This is a genomic window from Stenotrophomonas sp. S4 (assembly GCF_054187805.2).
Genome location: NZ_CM196188.1, coordinates 3,489,454 through 3,510,909, shown reverse-complemented (window position 1 = coordinate 3,510,909; position 21,456 = coordinate 3,489,454). Strand labels below are relative to the sequence as shown.

General features: G+C 66.8%; 20 protein-coding genes. 13 read left to right on the top strand and 7 right to left on the bottom strand.

Features of this window, described 5'->3' with window-relative positions; translation table 11 throughout:
* Window positions 1-118: 118 nt before the first annotated feature.
* Both ACUZUJ_RS16505 and ACUZUJ_RS16500 read right to left on the bottom strand, forming a co-directional pair.
* Window positions 119-343: a YbdD/YjiX family protein gene (locus ACUZUJ_RS16505; protein ID WP_005410613.1), complete on the bottom strand. Its 225-nt coding sequence runs from the start codon at window positions 341-343 to the stop codon at window positions 119-121.
* Window positions 343-2,424: a carbon starvation CstA family protein gene (locus ACUZUJ_RS16500; RefSeq protein ID WP_049401342.1), complete on the bottom strand. Its 2,082-nt coding sequence runs from the start codon at window positions 2,422-2,424 to the stop codon at window positions 343-345. The genes ACUZUJ_RS16505 and ACUZUJ_RS16500 overlap by 1 nt, the downstream gene beginning before the upstream one ends.
* Window positions 2,425-2,639: 215 nt before the next feature.
* Here ACUZUJ_RS16500 and ACUZUJ_RS16495 point away from each other — a divergent pair, with 215 nt between their 5' ends.
* Window positions 2,640-3,491 carry a pirin family protein gene (locus tag ACUZUJ_RS16495; RefSeq protein ID WP_014038096.1) on the top strand — a complete coding sequence of 284 codons (852 nt, stop codon included), beginning with the start codon at window positions 2,640-2,642 and terminating at the stop codon, window positions 3,489-3,491.
* A gap of 131 nt (window positions 3,492-3,622) precedes the next feature.
* On the opposite strand, the gene ACUZUJ_RS16490 is transcribed toward ACUZUJ_RS16495, so the two are convergent.
* The 4 genes from ACUZUJ_RS16490 to ACUZUJ_RS16475 form a co-directional block, all read right to left on the bottom strand.
* Window positions 3,623-4,081, bottom strand: a complete 459-nt coding sequence (locus ACUZUJ_RS16490) for a hypothetical protein (RefSeq protein ID WP_049443041.1) — start codon at window positions 4,079-4,081, stop codon at window positions 3,623-3,625.
* 197 nt (window positions 4,082-4,278) lie between these two features.
* Entirely contained in the window at window positions 4,279-4,998 is a 720-nt protein-coding gene (gene aqpZ, locus ACUZUJ_RS16485; protein WP_049443042.1) for an aquaporin Z, read from the bottom strand.
* A 120-nt stretch (window positions 4,999-5,118) separates the two neighbouring features.
* Window positions 5,119-5,982, bottom strand: a complete 864-nt coding sequence (locus ACUZUJ_RS16480; protein ID WP_049443043.1) for a pirin family protein — start codon at window positions 5,980-5,982, stop codon at window positions 5,119-5,121.
* A gap of 641 nt (window positions 5,983-6,623) precedes the next feature.
* Window positions 6,624-8,687, bottom strand: coding sequence for a 3-hydroxyacyl-CoA dehydrogenase NAD-binding domain-containing protein (locus ACUZUJ_RS16475; RefSeq protein ID WP_101765911.1), 2,064 nt, complete (start codon window positions 8,685-8,687; stop codon window positions 6,624-6,626).
* Between the two features lie 235 nt (window positions 8,688-8,922).
* Here ACUZUJ_RS16475 and rpoE point away from each other — a divergent pair, with 235 nt between their 5' ends.
* The 9 genes from rpoE to recO all read left to right on the top strand — a co-directional run bounded on the left by rpoE (window position 8,923) and on the right by recO (window position 17,586).
* Window positions 8,923-9,543, top strand: coding sequence for an RNA polymerase sigma factor RpoE (gene rpoE, locus ACUZUJ_RS16470; RefSeq protein WP_014038091.1), 621 nt, complete (start codon window positions 8,923-8,925; stop codon window positions 9,541-9,543).
* Window positions 9,540-10,418: a sigma-E factor negative regulatory protein gene (locus tag ACUZUJ_RS16465; RefSeq protein ID WP_014038090.1), complete on the top strand. Its 879-nt coding sequence runs from the start codon at window positions 9,540-9,542 to the stop codon at window positions 10,416-10,418. The genes rpoE and ACUZUJ_RS16465 overlap by 4 nt, the downstream gene beginning before the upstream one ends.
* Before the next feature lie 73 nt (window positions 10,419-10,491).
* Entirely contained in the window at window positions 10,492-12,027 is a 1,536-nt protein-coding gene (locus ACUZUJ_RS16460; RefSeq protein WP_101765910.1) for a DegQ family serine endoprotease, read from the top strand.
* Window positions 12,028-12,207: 180 nt separating this feature from the next.
* Window positions 12,208-14,001 carry a translation elongation factor 4 gene (gene lepA, locus ACUZUJ_RS16455; protein ID WP_014038088.1) on the top strand — a complete coding sequence of 598 codons (1,794 nt, stop codon included), beginning with the start codon at window positions 12,208-12,210 and terminating at the stop codon, window positions 13,999-14,001.
* Window positions 14,002-14,054: 53 nt separating this feature from the next.
* The gene (lepB, locus tag ACUZUJ_RS16450) at window positions 14,055-14,849 is read left to right on the top strand and encodes a signal peptidase I (protein WP_014038087.1); all 795 of its coding nucleotides are present in this window, start codon (window positions 14,055-14,057) and stop codon (window positions 14,847-14,849) included.
* Window positions 14,850-14,901: 52 nt separating this feature from the next.
* Entirely contained in the window at window positions 14,902-15,285 is a 384-nt protein-coding gene (locus tag ACUZUJ_RS16445; protein WP_014038086.1) for a DUF4845 domain-containing protein, read from the top strand.
* Complete coding sequence (rnc, locus tag ACUZUJ_RS16440; RefSeq protein WP_046431951.1) at window positions 15,275-15,955, top strand: ribonuclease III; 681 nt, start codon at window positions 15,275-15,277, stop codon at window positions 15,953-15,955. The genes ACUZUJ_RS16445 and rnc overlap by 11 nt, the downstream gene beginning before the upstream one ends.
* Window positions 15,952-16,848, top strand: coding sequence for a GTPase Era (gene era / locus ACUZUJ_RS16435; RefSeq protein ID WP_005410599.1), 897 nt, complete (start codon window positions 15,952-15,954; stop codon window positions 16,846-16,848). The genes rnc and era overlap by 4 nt, the downstream gene beginning before the upstream one ends.
* An 18-nt stretch (window positions 16,849-16,866) precedes the next feature.
* On the top strand, window positions 16,867-17,586 hold the full coding sequence (gene recO, locus ACUZUJ_RS16430; protein WP_049447075.1) for a DNA repair protein RecO: 720 nt from the start codon (window positions 16,867-16,869) through the stop codon (window positions 17,584-17,586).
* Between the two features lie 228 nt (window positions 17,587-17,814).
* On the opposite strand, the gene ACUZUJ_RS16425 is transcribed toward recO, so the two are convergent.
* Window positions 17,815-18,543, bottom strand: a complete 729-nt coding sequence (locus tag ACUZUJ_RS16425) for a response regulator (protein ID WP_014647994.1) — start codon at window positions 18,541-18,543, stop codon at window positions 17,815-17,817.
* Window positions 18,544-18,670: 127 nt separating this feature from the next.
* On the opposite strand from ACUZUJ_RS16425, the gene rlmD reads away from it, so the two are divergent.
* The 3 genes from rlmD to ACUZUJ_RS16410 all read left to right on the top strand — a co-directional run bounded on the left by rlmD (window position 18,671) and on the right by ACUZUJ_RS16410 (window position 21,334).
* On the top strand, window positions 18,671-20,005 hold the full coding sequence (gene rlmD / locus ACUZUJ_RS16420) for a 23S rRNA (uracil(1939)-C(5))-methyltransferase RlmD (RefSeq protein WP_049447078.1): 1,335 nt from the start codon (window positions 18,671-18,673) through the stop codon (window positions 20,003-20,005).
* A gap of 33 nt (window positions 20,006-20,038) precedes the next feature.
* Window positions 20,039-20,524, top strand: a complete 486-nt coding sequence (locus tag ACUZUJ_RS16415) for a CYTH domain-containing protein (protein WP_049447080.1) — start codon at window positions 20,039-20,041, stop codon at window positions 20,522-20,524.
* Between the two features lie 114 nt (window positions 20,525-20,638).
* The gene (locus ACUZUJ_RS16410) at window positions 20,639-21,334 is read left to right on the top strand and encodes a DsbA family oxidoreductase (RefSeq protein ID WP_101765908.1); all 696 of its coding nucleotides are present in this window, start codon (window positions 20,639-20,641) and stop codon (window positions 21,332-21,334) included.
* The last annotated feature ends 122 nt before the right edge of the window (window positions 21,335-21,456 follow it).

Sequence of the window (21,456 nt, the reverse complement as noted above, 5' to 3'; positions counted from 1 at the left end):
GGATCCGTTTCCCGCAGGAAACGGATCCGACCCCGGATTCAACTCGATATCTGCCAGGTTTCATCCACGCGTGGCGTGGATCTACTCAACGTCACTCGAGAGCTGTTGAACCCGACCCTCAACAGCAGCGGCCGCCGTTGCGCCCGCCGTAACGCGCTTCCTGGCGTTCGCGGAAGAACGTCTTGTAGTCCATCGGCTCCTGGTCCGGGTGCTTTTCCAGCATGTGCCGGACGTAGTTGTCGTAATCAGGAATGCCACAGCACAGTCGTGCGGTCTGCACCAGGCGCCGCCAGATGCGGCGGTGGGCCTGGTACTGGCCGGCGGGAACCAGTTGCGTACTCATCACAGATCCACCATTTCATGTGGCTTCAGCGCCACGTACGGGGTCTCGCGGTCGGTACGCTGCGGGTTGCGGCGTGCCGCCAGGATGGTCTTGATCGAATACACCAGCACCGCGCCCACCACCAGCAGGAACAGCGCGGTCAGGCCAGTGTTGACGTAGGCGTTGACCACGATCTGCTTCATCTGCGCCACCGATTTGGCCGGTGCGGTGATCGTGTCGCTGGCGAGCGCAGCCTGGAACTTGTGTGCCTGCGCCAGGAAGCCCTGTGCCGGGTTGCTGTCGAAGATCTTGATGAAGCCGGCATAGGTGGTGCAGATCAGCAGCCACACCGCCGGTACCGCGGTGACCCACGCATAGCGGTCACGCTTCATCTTGAACAGCACCACCGTGCCCAGCATCAGCGCGATGCCAGCCAGCATCTGGTTGGAGATGCCGAACAGCGGCCACAGCGTCTGGATGCCACCGAACGGATCGACCACGCCGGTGTAGAGCAGGTAGCCCCACAGCGCCACGCAGCCGGCGGTACCGATGATGTTGGCGGTCCACGATTCGGTCTTCTTCAGGGCTGGCACAAAGTTGCCCAGCAGGTCCTGCAGCATGAAGCGCCCGGCACGGGTACCGGCATCCACCGCGGTCAGGATGAACAGCGCTTCGAACAGGATCGCGAAGTGGTACCAGAACGCCATCATCGCGTCGCTGCCACTGGGAATCGCCTCGTGCAGGATCTGCGCGATGCCCACCGCCAGTGTCGGCGCACCACCGGCGCGGTGCAGGATGGTCGGTTCACCGATCGCCGCCGCAGTCGCGGTCAGCTGTTCGGGCGTGATGGTGAAGCCCCAGGTGTTGGTGATGTAGTGCGCCGCGGAGGCCGCATCGGCACCGATCACCGCCGCCGGGCTGTTCATCGCGAAGTAGATGCCCGGATCGATGATCGAGGCCGCCACCAGCGCCATCACCGCTACGAACGATTCCATCAGCATGCCGCCGTAGCCGATGTAGCGCATGTGCGCTTCATTGGCCAGCAGCTTCGGCGTGGTGCCGGAGGAGATCAGCGCATGGAAACCGGAGACCGCACCGCAGGCGATGGTGATGAACAGGAACGGGAACATGCCGCCCTTCCACACCGGGCCATCGCCGCTGGCGGCGAACTGGGTCAGTGCCGGCATCTTCAGCTCCGGCATCACCACCAGGATGCCGATGGCCAGCGCGATGATGGTGCCGATCTTGAGGAAGGTCGACAGGTAATCACGCGGGGCCAGCAGCAGCCACACCGGCAGCACCGAGGCGACGAAGCCGTAGCCGATCAACATCCAGGTGATCTGGGTGCCGGTGAAGGTGAACGCCGGGCCCCACACCGGGTCGGCGGCGACCTTGCCGCCGTACCAGATCGCAGCCAGCAGCAGGATCAGGCCGACCACCGAGATCTCGCCGATCTTGCCGGGGCGGATGTAGCGCATGTACACGCCCATCAGGATCGCGATGGGCATCGTCGCGATCACCGTGAACATGCCCCACGGGCTTTCGGCCAGTGCCTTGACCACCACCATCGCCAGCACCGCCAGGATGATGATCATGATCAGGAACGCACCGAACAGGGCGATGGTGCCGGGCACCTGGCCCATCTCCTCGCGGACGAGGTCACCCAGCGAGCGGCCGTTGCGGCGGCTGGACAGGAACAGCACCATGAAGTCCTGTACTGCACCTGCCAGTACCACACCCACCACCAGCCACAGCAGGCCGGGCAGGTAGCCCATCTGCGCGGCCAGGACCGGGCCGACCAGCGGACCGGCACCGGCAATGGCGGCGAAGTGGTGGCCGAACAACACGTGCTTGTTGGTCGGCACGTAATCCAGGCCATCGTTGTTGATCACCGCCGGGGTGGCCCGGGTCGGATCCAGCTGCATCACCTTGTTGGCGATGAACAGGCTGTAGAAGCGATAGGCGACGAGGTACAGCGACACCGCTGCGACGACGATCCACAGGGCATTGATGTGTTCGCCGCGGCGCAGCGCCACGGTGCCCAGACAGAACGCGCCGAGCAGGGCGAGTACCGCCCAGCCCAGTTTGGAAAACCCTTTCATGAGGTGCTCTCTCCCGGAAAGACAGTCAAAGAGTCCTGCTTGCCCACGACAGGGTCAATTGGCACAGGACGAATCTGCGGTAGTACTTTGGTCGTACGGCGGTTGCGCTGACGTGCAGCGAACATCAGGGATGGAACAATCGGTTGCGGTGCCATCCATTGGCGTACGGCCATGTGGCGTCCATCTTCACTGGCATCCATCCAACAGGAGTCGCCATGAGCTTTCCCGAACCGGTCCGCGTGCTGCGGACCATCCGTGGCATGCCCACCTCCGACGGTGCCGGCGTGCGCCTGACCCGCGTCATCGGCGGCCCCACGCTGCCCGACCTGGACCCGTTCCTGCTGCTTGATGAGTTCGGTACCGACCGCGCCGAGGACTACATCGCAGGCTTCCCGGAGCATCCGCACCGTGGCTTCGAGACCGTTACCTACATGCTCGACGGACGCATGCGGCATCGCGACAACCACGGCAACGAAGGCCTGCTGACCCCGGGCAGCGTGCAGTGGATGACCGCCGGCCGCGGCCTGGTGCATTCGGAGATGCCCGAGCAGGAAAGCGGGCAGATGCGCGGCTTCCAGCTGTGGGTGAACCTGCCGGCGAAGGAGAAGATGACCGAGCCGAAGTACCAGGAGTTCGCGCCCGAGCGCATTCCCGTGGTGCAGCCGGACGCCGGCGTGGAAGTGAAGGTGATCGCCGGCACGGTCGACGGCACCCGCGGCCCGATCGTCCAGCCGGCCACCGAGCCGCTCTATCTGGACATCACGCTGGCGCCCGACCGGGCCTGGACCTACACGCTGCCGGAAGGCCACAACGCCTTCGCCTATGTCTTCGAAGGTGCGCTGACGGTGGGTGAGCAGGATGCTGCGCGCGATGTCGCGCGCCAGGAACTGGCGGTGCTGGGCGGCGGCGAACAGCTGCATGTTTCGGCCGGCGGCGAAGGCGCGCGGCTGATCCTTGTAGCAGGCCGTCCGCTGCGTGAGCCGGTGATGCGCCACGGCCCGTTCGTGATGAACACGCGGCAGGAACTGATGCAGGCCTTCGTTGATTTCCAGGAAGGCAAGTTCTGAGGTAGTGCCGGCCGCTGGCCGGCAGCAGCCTCGGACGAAGGCGGATCGGTGTGCCGGCCAGCGGCCGGCACTACCGTCGGATCGGCGGGTCGCGTTGCGGGGACGCTGCCAGGCAGTCATCCCCATCACCGTCAGCGCCCGGCGGCCACGGCCGACGGGGTCAGGCTCATGCCCTGCGCCAGTTGTTGCAGTGAGCCCAGCTCCTGCGCGCTGTCCGGATACAGCGAAATCTGCGCGTAACGCCCTTTGTCGATCTTGACCACGCTGATGCGCCGTTCGGCATACCCCGGCGGTTGCTGGCCGCCCAGGTCGGGCTGGTACCAGTACAGTGATTCACCGCCGAAACTGCCTTTTTCCTGGCGCAGCGAGCGGCTCAGCGGAATGGCGGGATCACGCGCGCTGAGCATGAGGCTCAGCACTTCGCGGCCATCCGTGGTGCTGGCGCGGCAGACCAGGAAATCGGCCTGCACCTGCTGCTGCCACTGCAGGCCACTGCTGGCTGGCAGCGAAGGACATTCGGACGGCGCCTGCGCGGCGGCCTGGGCCGCGGCGAACAGCAGGCTCGACAACATGACAGGCACGAACTTCATGCATCCCCCAAGGTGATGAGTTGTTTGGCTCCGCCAGCAGGGCCGGCGGCCATGGCATCCCATCCCCGGATGCCGCCCCATCCGGCATGTGCACGGACGGTCAACTCAACCTTAACGGAACGTGAGCGATCGCACAATTCGCGGTTACAGAAGTAACCATTGCGGCCGACGGTCGGCCGCAATGGGTGCCGCGTGGATCAGCGGTCGCTGCCGATCCACTTGTAGATGATGCCGCCGATCGCGCCGCCCAGCAGCGGGGCGACCCAGAACAGCCACAGCTGGCTGACCGCGCCACTGCCGGCGAAGAAGGCTACGGCGGTGGAGCGGGCCGGGTTCACCGAGGTGTTGGTGACCGGAATGCTGATCAGGTGGATCAGGGTCAGCGACAGGCCGATCGCCAGCGGGGCGAAACCGGCCGGTGCCTTGCCGTGGGTGGAACCCATGATCACGATCAGGAACACCGCGGTCAGCACCACTTCGCACAGGAAGGCGGCCGCCACGCTGTAGCCGCCGGGCGACAGCGCGCCATAGCCATTGCTGGCGAACGCACCGGCCTGGCTGCCATCGATGGCGAAGCCGCTGGCGCCGGAGGCGATCTGCAGCAGGATGAAGCCGGCCAGCAGGCCGCCGGCGACCTGGGCGATGATGTACGGCACCAGGTCCTTGGTCGGGAAACGACCACCGGCCCACAGCCCGACGCTGACCGCCGGATTGAAGTGTGCGCCGGAGATATGGCCGAACGCATAGGCGCCGGTCACCACGGTCAGGCCGAAGGCGAGCGCCACGCCGAGGAAGCCGATACCCAGCGGATTGCCGTCGCCACCGAACTTGGCGGCCAGCACCGCACTGCCACAGCCACCCAGAACCAGCCAGAACGTGCCGAGGAACTCGGCGGACAAGCGTTTACCCATGCTCATGTGTTGCACTCCTTTGACGTCGAAAGTGTGATTTATGTCACATTTCAATGATCAGCGGGTGACTGTAGCGTCAACGCCAGGTGCAGGGATACACCTTCGGATGTGTGCAACACGCGATGTTCAGTACTGCGGCAGCGGGATGAACTCCTTGTCGTCGCCCGGGATGGTGCCGAAGCGGCCGGCTTCCCAATCGTGCTTGGCCTGCTCGATGCGCTCCTTCGAGCTGGACACGAAGTTCCACCACAGGTGGCGTGGGCCATCCAGCGGCTCGCCACCGAACAGCATCGCCTTCACCGGCGTCTTCGCACGCAGGCGGCCACGTGCGCCGGCTTCGGGGATGACCAGGTGCTGTGCGGGGATGTCCACGCCATCGAGCTGCGCCTCGCCTTCGAGGATGTACAACGCGCGCTCTCGGTGCCCGTCGTCGATATCGATCTCCGCCTCCGGGTCGAGATCGATCGCCACATTGAGCGTGTCGGCGAACACCTTCACCGGCGATTCCTCGCCATAGGCGCGGCCGGCGATCACCCGCAGCCAGGCGCCGTTGCGGCGCTGCTCGGGCAGGGTGGCAGCGGCGTGGTGGTAGAACGCCGGCTCGATTTCCTCGTGCGACTTCGGCAGCGCGACCCAGGTCTGCATGCCGTGGATGGGGTTGTCATGGTCGCGGTCCGGCTGCGGCGTGCGCTCGGAATGGGCGATGCCGCGGCCGGCGGTCATCCAGTTGACGTCACCGGGACGGATCACCTGATCCGAACCCAGCGTGTCGCGGTGGCCGATCGCGCCCGACCACAGATAGGTGACGGTGGCCAGGCCGATATGCGGATGCGGGCGCACGTCGATGGCGGTGCCGGGGTGCATGAGTGCCGGGCCCATCTGGTCGACGAACACGAACGAGCCGATGCTGCGCGCCTGCAGGGTGGGTACGGCGCGACGGACTTCGAGGCCGCCGATGTCGTGCACGCGCGGGGCGATGATGGTGGTCATGCGGGCGTTCTCGCTGGCAGGGATCAGGCGATCAGCATCGCATGCAGCTGTGACGGGGACATGCCCTGTATGGGTAACAGGTTGTTCCAGCCAACGGCGCAGCCCCTCGTGGCTGAACGATCGGTAGAGTCGACTGTTAGTCGACTTGCGCTTGGCCGGGCGGGTGGGTTGCGCAGGACACGCCGTAAACCCGTCCATGGGGGCTCGATGGCGCCATCCATGGCGCCAACGGTCCTGCGCAACCCACCCGCCCGGCCTCTGACAGTTTCCGTGTGCGTCCAGCCACGGAGAAGAAGAAAGAAAATCAAAATCAAACGCCGGTCGCTTCGCTCCTGGTGGTGACCAAGGTAGCCACCCACCAGTTCGTAGTGATCCACACCGGAATCGAGATTAACCGACCGTCACCGGGAAACTGTCAGGGGTGGGGCGGTGTGGGCAGGCAGGACCGTTGGCGCCATGGATGGCGCCATCGAGCCCCCATGGACGGGTTTACGGCGTGTCCTGCCTGCCCACACCGCCCCGCCCAACAAACAGAAAAGCCAGAGCCGGCTGTTGCTCCGGCTCTGGCTCTGGCTCTGGCTCTGGCTTTTGCTTCGGCGGTTGCCTCTGCGGGTGCCGGGCCGCAGGCCCGGCTGATCAACTCACACCGCCGGTTCGCGCAGGGCCGGGTTGTCCCAGCCCGGGCGCGGTGCGAAACGATCGCCGTGGCGCTGCTGCAGGGCCTTCAGCCGCTCGACGATCGCATCGGCACCCACCGCGCGGATGTGCTGGATGGGACCGCCGCGGAACGGTGCAAAACCGGTGCCGAAGATCACGCCGGCATCCAGCAGGTCCGCATCCGCCACCACGCCTTCGTGCAGGCACGCCACCGCTTCGTTCAACAGCGGCAGGATCAGGCGGTCCTCCAGATCGGCCGGGGCCTGGTAGTCGCTGGCCACGTCCGGCTTCTTCGGCTTGCCGTTCTCCCAGGTGTAGATGCCCTGGCCATCCTTCTTGCCACGCTTGTCCGGTTCCACCGTCTGCAGCGCGGCCGGAATCTGCAGGCCCAGGAACGGCGCCAGTTCGCGGCCGACACCGGCGGCCACGTCCAGACCGACGGTGTCGATCAGTTCGATCGGGCCCATCGGCATGCCGAACTTCACGGCGGCCTTGTCGATCACCGGGCCTGGGATGCCTTCGGCGTAGGCAGTGGCGGCTTCCAGCATGTACGGGAACAGCACGCGGTTGACCAGGAAGCCCGGGCTGCCGGCCACCGGCACCGGGAACTTGCCCAGCGCCTTGCAGAACGCGGCCAGGCGGCGCTCGGTCTCCGGCGCCATGCCGTCGTGATGGATGATCTCCACCAACGGCATCTGCGCGACCGGATTGAAGTAGTGCAGGCCGGCGAACTGTGCCGGTCGCTGGATATGGTCGCGCAGTTCCACCAACGGAATCGACGAGGTGTTGGTGGTCAGCAGCGCATCCAGCTTCATCTTCGGTTCGAGCGTCTGGTACAGCGCACGCTTGGCTTCGGGGTTCTCGATGATCGCCTCGATCACCAGGTCGGCCTCGGCCACGCCGTTGCCTTCCAGGTCGGCACGCAGGCGCGCGGCCACGGCAGGGCGCTTGCTCTCGTCGCGCACCTTCTTGGCGAACAGCGCCTGCGCGCGTTCCATGGCCGGGTCGATGAAGCGCTGCTCACGGTCCTGCAGGGTCACTTCGAAGCCCTTGTAGGCGGCCCACGCGGCGATGTCGCCGCCCATCACGCCGGCGCCGACCACGTGCACGTGGCGGATGCCGGACTCACCACCACCGAGGCCCTTCAGGCGCTCGGTCAGGAAGAAGATGCGGATCAGGTTGCGCGCGGTCGGTGTACTGGCCAGCTTCACCACGGCCCGCCGTTCGGCGTCGAGGCGTGCCTGGATCGGCTTGCCGCCGCTGCGCTGCCAGGTGCTGATCAGCGCGTACGGCGCCGGGTACTGGTCCTTCCTGGCCTTGCGGGCGACCTGCTTGACCATCTGCGGTGCCAGCAGCGTGCGTGCCAGCCAGGTGTTGGTGGCCCAGGCCGTCGCGCGCTGCTTGAACGGGCGGGTGGTGCCGGACAGCGCCAGTGCGACGGCAGTGTCGAGCACCACTGCCGGTGCCACCACCTTGTCGACCAGGCCGATGCCACGCGCGGCCGAGGCCGACAGAGTGCGGCCGGTCAGCATCATGTCCATCGCCGCCGGTGCGCCGACCAGCTGCGGCAGGCGGGCGCTGCCACCCCAGCCCGGGAAGATGCCCAGCTGGGTTTCCGGCAGGCCGATGCGGGTGCTGCTGTCATTGGAGGCCACGCGATAGCGGCAGGCCAGGGCAAGCTCGGTGCCGCCGCCCAGGCAGTGGCCGTGGATGGCCGCCACGGTGGGGCAGGGCAGCTCGGCCAGCTTCTGGTAGGTGGCCTGGCCACGACGGATCGCGTCGTTGACGGTGCCGCGACGGTCGAATTCCTGGAACTCCTTCAGATCCGCGCCAGCGATGAAGCCGGCCTTCTTCAGCGACTGGATCACCACTCCCTTGGGCGGGTCCAGCGCGATGCGCTCAAGCAGGTCGCCCAGTTCCAGCAGCACGTCCTGCGACATCGCGTTGACGCTGCTGTCCTGACGATCCAGGGAGAGAACCACCACGCCGTCGTCGCGGATCTCGGGGTGCCAGTGGCTGAAGCGGAGACCATCGAAGCCTGAGAGCATGGACGTTCCATCCGGTTGTGTATGGAGAAGCGGCTATGATCCAGAGGTTGTTTCCCCCGCGTCAAATCCCAATAGCAGGGGAGTGGCGCCCCCGGATCCATGGCCGTGGACCGGGACGCTAACGGAACGGTGGTTAAAAGCTGGTGCGGCGCCAGGTGATCGGCGACTGAACTTTTCCCGGGATTGGCAGTCTCATTGCCCGACGTCGGTTGGGCTGACAGGAGTGCGGCCCCTCATGGCCGATGTTGATACACCTCAGGAGCTGGATCTGGAGCTGGTCCGGCGCGTGCAGCACGGCGAGAGTGCCGCGTTCGATGTCCTGGTGCGCAAGTACCAGCATCGGGTCGTGGCCCTGGTCGGTCGCTACATCGCCGACTGGAGCGAATGTCAGGACGTCGCCCAGGACACTTTCATCCGTGCCTACCGCGCGATCGGAAGTTTCCGTGGCGATGCCCAGTTCTCAACCTGGTTGCATCGAATCGCCGTGAATACCGCCAAAAACTACCTGGCTTCACACAATCGACGGCCGCCGACCGATGACATCGACATCGGCGATGCCGAACAGTTCGACAGCGGTACCCGCCTGCGGGACACCGACACGCCCGAGCGCGAGTTGATGCGCCAGGAGCTGGAACAGACGGTCATGAAGGCCGTCAACGCGCTGCCGGAAGAACTCCGGTCGGCGATCACCCTGCGCGAGGTGGAAGGCCTGAGCTACGAGGATATCGCGCAGAAGATGGGGTGCCCGATCGGCACCGTGCGTTCACGGATCTTCCGGGCGCGCGAGGCGATCGACACCGAACTCCGGCCGCTGTTGGACATCGGCAGCGCCACCCGTGAGAAGAGCCGCGTATGACCAGTAATCCGTTCAACGAATCGCAGAACCATCAATCGCCCGCCGGGCAGCGCCTGGACCAGCGCCATCGCGAGCAGCTGTCGGCCCTGGTCGATGGCGAGCTGGGCGCCGATGAAGCGCGCTTCCTGCTGCGCCGGATGGAGCACGACCCCGAACTGGCCGGCTGCCAGGAGCGCTGGCAGCTGCTGGGCGACGTGATGCGCGGGCAGGCCTCGGCATTGGCACCGGCCGGTTTCAGCGCCGCCGTGGCCGCCGCAGTTGCCGCTGAGCCCGTGCCGCAGGCCGAGCCCCGTCGCCAGGTGCGGCGCAGCGGTTGGCGGGCCTGGGGCGGTGGTGCCGCACTGGCCGCCTCGGTGGCGGCCGTGGCGCTGTTCATGGGCGGCGAGAAGCTGCAGGAAGCCACGCCGGGCGAGCCGCTGGCACCGCAGGTGATCGCCAGCGAGGCCCGGCTGGCGCCGGCACCGACCCAGCCGGCGCCGGTCACCGAGGCATCGGTGGATACCGCGGCAATGGCCGTGGTGGCTGCGCCGGCCGTGGCGATGGCGGCCAGCCGCCGCCAGGATGCCCGCCGCGCCAGTGCCACCCGCAGCCAGCAGGCCGCGCGTGCCGCCCAGCGTGACGATCTTCCGCAGCGTGCCGTGGCATCCACGCAGGCACCATTGACCCCGACCGTGCCGGCCAACGCCAACCGCAACCTGCCGTTTGGTGAGGTCGGTGGGCTGCAGGCCCGGCCATGGCCGCGCTCCAGCCTGGCGCCCGCCGCCGGTGGTGCGCTCAATGCCAGCTTCCCGGCCCATGCCGGTGGTGCCGCGTTCTACCCGTTCGAGCCGCGCCTGCAGGACGACCTGCCGGTGCCGCCGCGCCCGCGCGACTGAGCCGGGCGCCTTCACGCCCCGCCGTCGGCGGGGACCGTATTCCTCTTCCATCCGACCCGGAGGTTGCCGTCCGATGACTCCCCGACTCCGCACGCAGGCCATTGGCCTGCTGGCCCTGACCCTTCCCCTGATGGCCTGCGCGCAGGCGCCGGCGCCTGCCGCGCAGACCCAGCCTGCGCCGGCCGCGGCACCGCGGGCGCCCGCGCAGCCGCTGGTCAGCGGCCTGCCCGACTTCACCAACCTGGTCGAACAGGTTGGCCCGGGCGTGGTCAACGTCGACACCACCATCGTCCGCAACAACCGCCAGGCCTCGCGGGGCCCGATGGGCGGCGACGATGACATGCCGGAGTTCTTCCGCCGCTTCTTTGGCCCTGACTTCCCGATGCCGGGACAGGGGCCGGGCGGGCAGGATGGCGGTCCCAGCATCAAGGGCCGTGGCATGGGTTCGGGCTTCATCATCTCGCCCGATGGCTACGTGCTGACCAACTACCACGTGGTGGCCGATGCCAGTGACGTGAAGGTCAAGCTGGGCGACAGCCGCGAGTTCACCGCCAAGGTGGTGGGCAGCGACCAGCAGTACGACGTGGCCCTGCTGAAGATCGACGGCAAGAACCTGCCGACCGTACGCGTGGGTGACTCCAACACCCTGAAGCCGGGACAGTGGGTTGTCGCGATCGGTTCGCCGTTCGGCCTCGACCACTCGGTCACGGCCGGTATCGTCAGCGCGCTGGGCCGCAGCACCGGCGGTGCCGATCAGCGCTACGTGCCGTTCATCCAGACCGACGTGGCGATCAACCAGGGCAATTCCGGTGGCCCGCTGCTGAACACCCGCGGCGAAGTGGTCGGCATCAACTCGCAGATCTTCTCCGCCTCCGGCGGCTACATGGGCATCAGCTTCGCGATCCCGATCGACCTGGCGATGAGCGCGGTCGAGCAGATCAAGAAGAGCGGCAAGGTCACCCGCGGCCAGCTCGGCGCGGTGGTCGAGCCGATCGATTCGCTGAAGGCGCAGGGCCTGGGCCTGCCGGACAGCCGTGGCGCCCTGGTCAACCAGATCGTGGCAGGCAGTGCGGCCGCCAAGGCCGGAGTGCAGGTGGGCGATGTCATCCGCTCGGTCAACGGCAGCGCGGTCAACAGCTGGTCCGACCTGCCGCCGCTGATCGGTGCGATGGCACCGGGCAGCAAGGTGAACCTGGTGGTGTACCGCGACGGCAAGCCGCATGACCTCAGTGCCACGCTGACCGCCCTGAGTGAAGACGGGCAGGCCAATGCCCGCGGGCCGTCGGCCGGCAGTGCCGAGGCGGCTCCGCAGACCGGCGCCAATGCCCTGCTGGGGCTGGACGTCAGCGATCTGAACGCGGCCCAGCGCAAGCAGTTCGGGCTCAACGGCAACGAAGGCGTGCGCATCACCGGGGTCAAGGGCCAGGCGGCGCGTGATGCCGGCCTGTCGCCGGGCATGGTGATCCTGCAGGTCGGCCGCGTCGCGGTCGGCAGCGTGGATGCCCTGAACCGGGCGCTGTCCAGCTTCAAGAAGGACGACGTGGTGATGCTGCTGGTCCGCACGGCCAATGGCAACAGCGCCTTCGTGGCGGTCAAGGCCGGCCAGTAAGGCCTGCCGGGGTCGCTGCGGCGGCCCCTGCGTCTCCCCCGAAGCCCCGCCCCGGCGGGGCTTCGGTCGTTCAGCGTCCGGCCCGATGAGGCAGTTTTCGCGGCGGGGCGCCGGGCGTGCGATAATCGACCGTTACCCTGACGACGCCGCGCGCCGCCGCCACCTATGTCTTCTGATTCGATGCGGAACATCCGCAACTTCTCCATCATCGCCCATGTCGACCACGGCAAGTCCACGCTGGCCGACCGCATCATCCAGCTCTGCGGTGGCCTGCAGGCCCGCGAGATGGAAGCGCAGGTGCTCGATTCCAACCCGATCGAGCGCGAGCGTGGCATCACGATCAAGGCGCAGTCGGTGTCACTGCCGTACGTGGCCAAGGACGGGCAGACCTACCACCTGAACTTCATCGATACCCCCGGCCACGTCGACTTCTCCTATGAAGTCAGCCGCTCGCTGGCCGCCTGCGAAGGCGCGCTGCTGGTGGTCGACGCGGCCCAGGGCGTGGAAGCGCAGTCGGTGGCCAACTGCTACACCGCGGTGGAGCAGGGCCTGGAAGTGGTGCCGGTGATCAACAAGATCGACCTGCCCACCGCCGATATCGAGCGCGCCAAGGCCGAGATCGAGGCCGTGATCGGCATCGACGCCTCCGACGCCGTGCCGGTCAGCGCCAAGACCGGCCTCAACGTGCAGGACGTGCTGGAAGCGATCGTCCATCGCATCCCGCCGCCGGCACCGCGCGACACCGACAAGCTGCAGGCGCTGATCATCGACTCGTGGTTCGACAACTACCTGGGCGTGGTCTCGCTGGTGCGCGTGATGCAGGGCGAGATCAAGGCCGGTGACAAGCTGCAGGTGATGTCGACCGGCCGCAACCACCAGGTCGACAACGTCGGCGTGTTCACCCCGAAGCGCAAGGTGCTGCCGGCGCTGCGTGCCGGTGAAGTGGGCTGGGTCACCGCCAGCATCAAGGACGTGCACGGTGCGCCGGTCGGCGACACCCTCACCCTGGCCGGCGACCCGGCGCCGAAGCCGCTGCCGGGCTTCCAGGAAATGCAGCCGCGCGTGTTCGCCGGCCTGTTCCCGGTTGATGCCGAAGACTACCCGGACCTGCGCGAAGCGCTGGACAAGCTGCGCCTGAACGATGCCGCGCTGCGTTTCGAGCCGGAAAGCTCCGAAGCGATGGGCTTCGGCTTCCGTTGCGGCTTCCTTGGCATGCTGCACATGGAAATCGTGCAGGAGCGCCTGGAGCGCGAATACAACCTGGACCTGATCAGCACCGCGCCGACGGTGGTGTATGAAGTCCTGAAGACCGATGGCTCGATCATCAACATGGACAACCCGGCCAAGCTGCCGCCGGTGAACCAGGTCGAGGAGATCCGCGAGCCGATCATCCGTGCCAACGTGCTCACCCCCGAGGAGTACATCGGCAACATCATCAAGCTGTGCGAAGAAAAGCGCGGCAGCCAGATCGGCATCAACTACCTGGGCAGCCAGGTGCAGATCAGCTACGAGCTGCCGATGGCCGAAGTGGTGCTGGACTTCTTCGACAAGCTGAAGTCGGTCAGCCGTGGCTATGCCTCGCTGGACTACCACTTCGTGCGCTTCGACGCGGGCCCGTTCGTACGCGTGGACGTGCTGATCAATGGCGACAAGGTCGATGCGCTGTCGCTGATCGTGCACCGCAGCCATGCCGATCGCCGCGGCCGCGAGCTGTGCGAGAAGATGAAGGACCTGATCCCGCGCCAGATGTTCGACGTGGCCATCCAGGCCGCCGTCGGCTCGCAGATCATCGCCCGCACCACGGTCAAGGCCATGCGCAAGAACGTGCTGGCCAAGTGCTATGGTGGCGACGTTTCGCGCAAGAAGAAGCTTCTGGAAAAGCAGAAGGAAGGCAAGAAGCGCATGAAGCAGGTCGGACGCGTGGAGATTCCGCAGGAAGCGTTCCTGGCCGTCCTGCAGATGGACAACAAGTAAGCCCGCACCGGCCCTGCGGGCCGGTCGTCTGGTGACGTTGCAAAGGACCCTGAATGAAACTGTTTGAGATCCTCCTGGTCGTGCTGACCCTGGCCTCGGGCCTGATCCTGCTCGCGGACAAGCTGTATCTCGCCAAGCGTCGCGCCCAGCGCGCGGGCCTGCTCGATTCCGAGCCGGTGCTGGTGGATTATTCGCGTGCGTTCTTCCCGGTGCTGGCGATCGTGCTGATCGTGCGCAGTTTCATCGCCGAGCCGTACAAGATCCCGTCCAGCTCGATGATGCCGAACCTGCTGATCGGCGATTTCATCCTGGTCAACAAGTTCTCCTACGGCCTGCGCCTGCCGATCAGCAACACCAAGATCGTGCCGTTCGGCGAGCCGTCGCGCGGTGACGTGGTGGTGTTCCACTTCCCCGGCCACAGCGACAACGACCCGGCCAAGGGCGAGAACTTCATCAAGCGCGTGATCGGCGTGCCGGGTGACACCGTGGTCTTCGAAGGCGACGGCGTGATCCTCAACGGCGAACCGCTGAAGTACGACAACAAGGGCATCTATGCCGGCCACAAGGGCCAGGGCGAGGGCGCCAACCTGCTGGTCGAGCACCTGCCGGGCCGTACCCACACCGTGCTGGAGACCGACTACCCGCGTGGCCAGGGCCAGTGGACCGTGCCGGCCGGCAAGTACCTGGTGATGGGCGACAACCGTGACAACAGCGACGACGGCCGTTTCTGGGGCCTGCTGCCGGAAGAAAACCTGCGCGGCAAGGCCTTCCTGATCTGGCTGAACTGCCAGGGCTGGTTCTGCAAGGATGGCTTCGAGCCGTCGCGGATCGGCTCGAGCATCAACTGATCGGGCACCAACCGAGTATTTTCACATCCAACGCGTATCTGGGGAGAACGCAATGAAGACGATGAACACGCAGCGTGGCATGACCCTGACCTCGTTCCTGGCGGTCCTGATCGTGGTCGGTTTCTTCCTTTACATCGGCATGAAGCTGTTCCCGATGTACCAGGAGTATTACGCGGTGCGCTCGGCGATGAAGAGCCTGGCCAAGGAGCCTGGGGTGGGCAGCATGGAGCCGGCCCGGATCCAGGATCTGTTCTTCAAGCGCCTGTACATCAACTACTCGGAAAACGTGAAGCCGGCCAACGTGAAGTTCGACCGTCGCGACAATGGCTGGACCCTCAAGGTCAACTACGAAGTGCGCCGTCCGCTGGTCGGCAACCTGGACGTGGTTGGCAAATTCGATTCATCCCAGGACCTGACCCGAAGCGGTGCCGAATAAACCTTTCCAACGTGGTGACCTGATCGGTCATCCCTTCCGCGACCCGGCGCTGCTGAAGCAGGCGCTGACGCATCGCAGTGCCGGTGCGCCACACAACGAGCGCCTGGAATTCCTGGGCGACAGCATCGTCAACATGATGGCGGCCGAGGCGTTGTACCAACGCTGGCCCAAGGCTGACGAAGGCGCGATGACCCGTGCCCGCGCCGAGCTGGTGCGTGAAGGCGCGCTGGCGGTGATCGGGCGCACCCTGGAACTGGGCGATCGACTGATCCTGGGCCCGGGCGAAATGAAGTCCGGCGGCCATCGTCGTGATTCGATCCTGGCCGACGCGGTGGAAGCCGTGGTGGCTGCGATCTACCTGGATGCCGGCTTCGAGGCCTGCCGGGCGGTGGTACTGCCCTGGTTCAGCGCTTCGATCGAGGCACTGCCGGCCTCCGGCCGGCCCGAGAAGGACCCCAAGACCCGCCTGCAGGAATGGCTGCAGGCCCGACAGAAGGCGTTGCCGCAGTATGAACTGGTGTCAGAATCCGGTGACGACCACGCCAAGCACTTCCGGGTACGCTGCAACGTAGCCGACCCGGCCGCCAGCACCGAGGGCGAAGGCGCCTCGCGGCGGCTTGCCGAACAACAGGCGGCTGCGGCCGTCCTAGAACAACTGGATTCCAAGTGAGCGAACAAACTCCCCATCATTGCGGCAGCGTGGCCGTCATCGGCCGCCCGAACGTGGGCAAGTCGACCCTGACCAATGCCCTGGTCGGCGCCAAGGTCAGCATCGTCTCCAACCGCCCGCAGACCACGCGCCATCGCCTGCTGGGCATCGCCACCTATCCGGAAGGCCAGCTGGTGCTGGTCGACACCCCCGGCCTGCACAAGGTGCAGAAGCGGGCGATGAACCGGGTGATGAACCGCGCCGCGCGCGGTTCGCTGGAAGGCGTCGATGCCGGCCTGCTGGTGATCGAAGCCGGTCGCTGGGATGAAGAGGACAGCCTGGCGTTCAATGTGCTGCGTGACGCCGGCATTCCGGTCGTTCTGGTGGTCAACAAGATCGATCGCCTGAAGGAAAAGGGCGCGCTGCTGCCGTTCCTGCAGCAGGTGACCGAAGGTCGGGATTTCGCCGCCGTGCACCCGATCTCCGCGCAGAAGCGCAACGGCCTGGAAGCGCTGGTGCGCGACGTGCTGAAGCTGCTGCCGGAAGCCCCGCCGATGTTCGGCGAGGACGAGATCACCGACCGCAGCCAGCGTTTCCTGGCTGGTGAACTGGTGCGCGAGCAGCTCATGCGCCAGCTCGGCGAGGAACTGCCGTACGCCACCACCGTCGAGATCGAGCGCTTCACCGAGGATGGCAACCTGCTGCGCATCGGTGCGGTGATCTGGGTCGAGCGCGAGGGCCAGAAGGCCATCGTGATCGGCAAGGGCGGCGCCCGCCTGAAGGAGATCGGCGCCAAGTCCCGCCTGCAGATGGAGCGTCTGTTCGGGGCCAAGGTGTTCCTGGAAACCTGGGTGCGCGTGCGTGAAGGCTGGTCCGACGACGAGGCCGCGCTGAAGGCCTTCGGTTACGAGTAACGCGTTGCGGTCGCTTCGATGATGATCGAGGACGACACCGGCTTCGTGCTGCACGCACGGGCCTACCGCGAGACCAGCCTGCTGGTCGAAGTGTTGAGCGCGCAGCATGGCCGTATCGGCCTGCTCGCGCGTGGCGTGTCCACCGCAAAGGGTCAGGTGCTGCGTGCTGCCCTGCAGCCGTTGCAGTGGATCCGCTTCAGTGCCCAGCAGCGGGGTGAACTGGCCCAGCTGCGTGGTGCAGAGGCATTGGATGCGGCGCCACGCCTGGTCGGCCAGGCGATGCTGGCCGGCTTCTACCTGAGTGAACTGACCCTGCGCCTGGCTCCGCGCCAGGACCCGCTGCCGGAACTGTACCTCGCCTATGGCGAGGCACGCGCGCGGCTGGCGGTGGGCGCTGGTCTGGCCTGGACACTGCGCCGTTTTGAACGCGAACTGCTGTCCGCGCTGGGCCTGGGCTTCGAGCTGGACAGTGCCAGCGATGGCCAGCCGATCGACCCGGCGGCGCGCTACGAACTGGATCCGCAGGAGGGCGCGCAACGCCTGCTGAGCGAGCGCGGCGGGGAACGCCGGGCAGCGGCCACTGGCTCGGCGCTGCTGGCTTTGGCGGCAGATGAAGAGCCGGATGCCGCCGACCTGGCCAGCCTGCGCCTGCCGATGCGGCGGGTGCTGGCCCATCACCTGGGGCCGCGCGGCCTGAAGTCCTGGGAAATGCTCGAGCAGCTCGCGCCCAGGCGTTGAGGGGTGTTCGGCAGGGCTTGCAGCCCTGCACCCGCTGAATCAACGTCAACGTCAACTGCAAAAGCTGGCTATCTGTGGGTAGGCGGGGTGGGTCCGGTTGCGGGAGACGCCGTAAACCCCGCTCCGCCCAACAAGCAGAAAGCCAGAGCCGCTCTGGCTCTGGCCCTTGGTGTTGCCCTGGCTTGAAGCATCTGCAGGTGCAGGGCTGCAAGCCCTGCCGAGCAACCCTCAGTGCAGCAGGGCAGCCACCGCGGCGCGGAATCCATCCTGGGCCTGCCCGGACTCGGGCGCATGATGCAGCTGGCGCACCGCCCGTCCCAACCGTGCCGCCCCCACGAAGCCACAGCTCGCCTGCAACCGGTGCAGCTGACTGCGCAGCTGGCGCTCGTCGTGCTGGTCCACCGCCTGCTCCACCGCATCACGCACGCCCGGCAACTCGGCCAGGAACAGCTCGCGCAGGGCGATCAGGTGGTTGCGCTGGCCATTGAGCGCGGCCAGGGCTGCGGTCTCGTCCCAGTCCTGCACGGCCAGCTCGACCGCGGCCGGGGCCTGTGCCACGAAGATTCCCGCCGGGCTGTTGACCAGCGCACGGCGCACCGCCTTCAGCAGCTGGTCGCGGCCCAGTGGCTTGACCAGGGTGTCGCTGAAACCGGCTTCGCGCAGGCGGGCGTGGATGGAGGTATCGCCGTCGGCGGTATGTGCCAGCGCCGGCGTGTCGGGGTGTGAACGGCGCAGCTCACGCAGCAGCTGCGCGCCATTGCCATCCGGCAGGTTGACGTCGATCAGCCACAGGTCGTGCGCGCCGGGTTCGGCACTGGCCAGGGCGCTGGCCAGCGAATCTGCGGTATCCACATCCGCCGGTAACGTTTCCAACGCCGCCTTGAAAAAACCGCGGCTGATGATGTCGTCCTCGACAAGCAGGAAGCGGGGCCGTGCGGCCCGCGGGGTCATCTGCATCAGGGCTGCCTCCATGTCAGCTGTCCCAATCATCAAGCACGGCGGCCACGGGCGCAAGCGGGTCCGGGCCCCGCCGGTCAGGATCTGCGACAATACGCCCCCATTTTTGCCCGCAGCCTGTTGCCACGTGGCCCGATCCCGTTCCCGCACCGACCGTACCCCATTCCAGACCGAGATCCTCGACCTCAGCCATGATGGTCGCGGTGTCGCCCGCCGTGAAGGCGAGGGCGGCAAGGTCACCTTCGTCAGTGGCGCCCTGCCCGGCGAGGTGGTGATGGCTGAACAGACCGCCCGCAGCCGCCATTTCGACGAGGCGCGCACCGTGGAGGTGCTGCAGGCCTCGCCGCAGCGGGTGAGCCCCAAGTGCCCTCATTTCGGTACCTGCGCCGGTTGCGTGCTGCAGCACCTGGACGAGGACCAGCAGATCGTCGCCAAGCAGCGCGTGCTGATGGACAACCTGGAGCGGATCGGCCATGTGAAGCCGGGCACCGTGCTGGCGCCGCTGGTCGGTGAGAGCTGGGGCTACCGCCGCAAGGGCCGCTTCTCGGTGCGCCGGGTCGAGAAGAAGGACAAGACCCTGGTCGGCTTCCGTGAACAGGATCCGCGCTTCGTCGCCGACCTCAGCCAGTGCCTGACCGTGATCCCCGAGATCGGCACCAAGGTCGAGGCGCTGTCCACCTTCATCGAGTCACTCGATGGCAAGCGTGACATCCCGCAGATCGAATTCATCGCCGGTGACCAGGCCGTGGTCCTGACCGTGCGCCACCTGCAGCCGCTCAGCGATGCCGACCGCGTGGCCTGGGCGGCCTTCGGCCAGCAGCATGGCTTCGTGATCTACCTGCAGTCCGGCGGCGTGGACACCGTGCAGCCGCTGGACGGGCAGGGCGTGCCGCTGTCGTTCCGTCTGGCGCCGTGGGATGTCGAGCTGGCGTTCCGCCCGCTGGACTTCATCCAGGTCAATGCCAAGCTCAACGAGAAGATGATCGCCCACGCCCTGGACCTGCTGGAACCGGGCGAGGACGAGCGCGTGCTGGACCTGTTCTGCGGCCTGGGCAACTTCACCCTGCCGCTGGCGCGCCGCGTGCGCGAGGTGGTCGGCGTGGAAGGCGATGCCGGCCTGGTGGCGCGTGCGCGTGAGAACGCCGAGCGCAACGGCCTGGCCAACGCGCAGTTCTTCAGCGCCGACCTGACCCAGGACCAGCGCAGCACCCCGTGGATGCGCCAGGGCTTCGACAAGCTGCTGCTGGACCCGCCGCGCTCGGGTGCGATCGAAGTGCTGCAGCAGCTGCCGCTGAAGCAGTTCAAGCGCATCGTCTACGTCAGCTGCCACCCCGGCTCGCTGGCGCGCGATGCCGGCTACCTGGTCAACGAACAGGGCTTCACCCTGGTCAGCGCCGGTGCCATGGACATGTTCCCGCACACCGCGCACGTGGAAAGCATCGCGGTGTTCGAGAAGCGCTGATCGGCTGTCATGCCCATCGCGCATAATGGCGCGATGGGCATCGAAATCGAACGCAAATTCCTCGTCAGCAGTGATGGCTGGCGCACCGCCGCGCACCGGGTGATCCCGATGGCGCAGGGCTACATCAACGACATGGGCGCGCTGGACCGCGGCACCCAGAATGCTTCGGTACGCGTGCGCATCGAAGGCGACCACGCCGCGCTGAACCTGAAGTCGCGCACCATCGGCCATACCCGCCAGGAGTTCGACTACCCGATCCCGGTGGACGATGCTCGCGCACTGCTGGCGTTGTGCGTGGGGGGCCTGATCGACAAGCGCCGCCATCTGGTCGAACACGCCGGCCTGACCTGGGAAGTGGACGAGTTCCTCGGCGACAACGCCGGCCTGGTGGTGGCCGAAGTCGAGCTGGACAGCGCCGACCAGGCGATCGACCTGCCGGACTGGGTGGGTGCCGAAGTCACCGACGATGCGCGCTACTACAACGTCGCGCTGGCCAGTCACCCCTATTCACAGTGGTGAAGCCCCCAAAAAGGGGACGGAGGGGATTAAGTCGTCTTTACCCCAGCTGTGCTGGAAACGACTTAATCCCCTCCGTCCCCTTTTTTCGAGGGAGGCGGGCCCCATGTGGTGGGGATGAGAATCGACATCTACTCCGACGTGGTCTGCCCCTGGTGCTGGATCGGCAAGCATCGCTTCCAGCAGGGTGTGCAGTTGCTGGGCGCCAACGCGCCTGAACTCGATATCCACTGGCAGCCGTTCCAGCTGGACCCGGACGCGGACGACACTCCGGTGCCGCTGCGCGAGGCCTATGTGCGCAAGTTCGGTGGCGTCGAGCGCACCGAGCAGATCCTCGGCCAGACCCAGACCACCGCGCGGGGCGAGGGCCTGCCGATGGATTTCAGCCAGGGCCAGGTGCGGGTGACCACGCTGCCGGCGCATCGGGTGTTGTGGCTGGCCGGCGAGCACGGCGTGCAGGATGCAGTCGGCGAAGCACTGTTCCGTGCCCACTTCGAGCATGGCCAGAATCTGGCCGATACCGCGGTGCTGGTGAAGGCCGGCGTGGCGGGCGGCCTGGACGGTGGTGAAATCGCGCAGATGCTGGCCTCCGACCGCGGCCTGGCCGAGGTCGAAGCCAAGCTTGCACAGGCCCATGCATTGGGCATTTCCTCGGTGCCGACCTTCGTCATCGATGGGAAGTGGGCCATTTCCGGGGCCCAGCCGCCGGAAGCGTTCGCCCAGGCCCTGCAGCAGATCGCGGCCGAACAGGGCGCCCCGGCCACCCCGGCTGACGGCGACGAGGCCTGCGGCCCGGACGGCTGCAAGGTCTGAGCAGATCGGGGTCAGAGCCCCTGTGGGGATCTGACCCCACACCTCGCTTTTGCCTTGACCACTGCGCCTGTCGGCCGGTTCTGCGACAATGCGGCACTGCGCCATCCGGGCGCGCGTTGTGG

Excerpts from the sequence above, each read along its gene's own strand:
- ACUZUJ_RS16425 (WP_014647994.1), bottom strand. The coding sequence starts at position 18,543 with ATGCAGATGACCCCGCGGGCCGCACGGCCCCGCTTCCTGCTTGTCGAG.
- lepB (WP_014038087.1), top strand. The coding sequence starts at position 14,055 with ATGAAACTGTTTGAGATCCTCCTGGTCGTGCTGACCCTGGCCTCGGGC.
- lepA (WP_014038088.1), top strand. The coding sequence starts at position 12,208 with ATGCGGAACATCCGCAACTTCTCCATCATCGCCCATGTCGACCACGGC.
- aqpZ (WP_049443042.1), bottom strand. The coding sequence starts at position 4,998 with ATGAGCATGGGTAAACGCTTGTCCGCCGAGTTCCTCGGCACGTTCTGG.
- ACUZUJ_RS16415 (WP_049447080.1), top strand. The coding sequence starts at position 20,039 with ATGGGCATCGAAATCGAACGCAAATTCCTCGTCAGCAGTGATGGCTGG.
- rpoE (WP_014038091.1), top strand. The coding sequence starts at position 8,923 with ATGGCCGATGTTGATACACCTCAGGAGCTGGATCTGGAGCTGGTCCGG.
- ACUZUJ_RS16445 (WP_014038086.1), top strand. The coding sequence starts at position 14,902 with ATGAAGACGATGAACACGCAGCGTGGCATGACCCTGACCTCGTTCCTG.
- ACUZUJ_RS16410 (WP_101765908.1), top strand. The coding sequence starts at position 20,639 with ATGAGAATCGACATCTACTCCGACGTGGTCTGCCCCTGGTGCTGGATC.
- ACUZUJ_RS16480 (WP_049443043.1), bottom strand. The coding sequence starts at position 5,982 with ATGACCACCATCATCGCCCCGCGCGTGCACGACATCGGCGGCCTCGAA.
- ACUZUJ_RS16505 (WP_005410613.1), bottom strand. The coding sequence starts at position 343 with ATGAGTACGCAACTGGTTCCCGCCGGCCAGTACCAGGCCCACCGCCGC.
- recO (WP_049447075.1), top strand. The coding sequence starts at position 16,867 with ATGATGATCGAGGACGACACCGGCTTCGTGCTGCACGCACGGGCCTAC.
- ACUZUJ_RS16475 (WP_101765911.1), bottom strand. The coding sequence starts at position 8,687 with ATGCTCTCAGGCTTCGATGGTCTCCGCTTCAGCCACTGGCACCCCGAG.
- ACUZUJ_RS16495 (WP_014038096.1), top strand. The coding sequence starts at position 2,640 with ATGAGCTTTCCCGAACCGGTCCGCGTGCTGCGGACCATCCGTGGCATG.
- ACUZUJ_RS16500 (WP_049401342.1), bottom strand. The coding sequence starts at position 2,424 with ATGAAAGGGTTTTCCAAACTGGGCTGGGCGGTACTCGCCCTGCTCGGC.
- ACUZUJ_RS16465 (WP_014038090.1), top strand. The coding sequence starts at position 9,540 with ATGACCAGTAATCCGTTCAACGAATCGCAGAACCATCAATCGCCCGCC.
- ACUZUJ_RS16460 (WP_101765910.1), top strand. The coding sequence starts at position 10,492 with ATGACTCCCCGACTCCGCACGCAGGCCATTGGCCTGCTGGCCCTGACC.
- ACUZUJ_RS16490 (WP_049443041.1), bottom strand. The coding sequence starts at position 4,081 with ATGAAGTTCGTGCCTGTCATGTTGTCGAGCCTGCTGTTCGCCGCGGCC.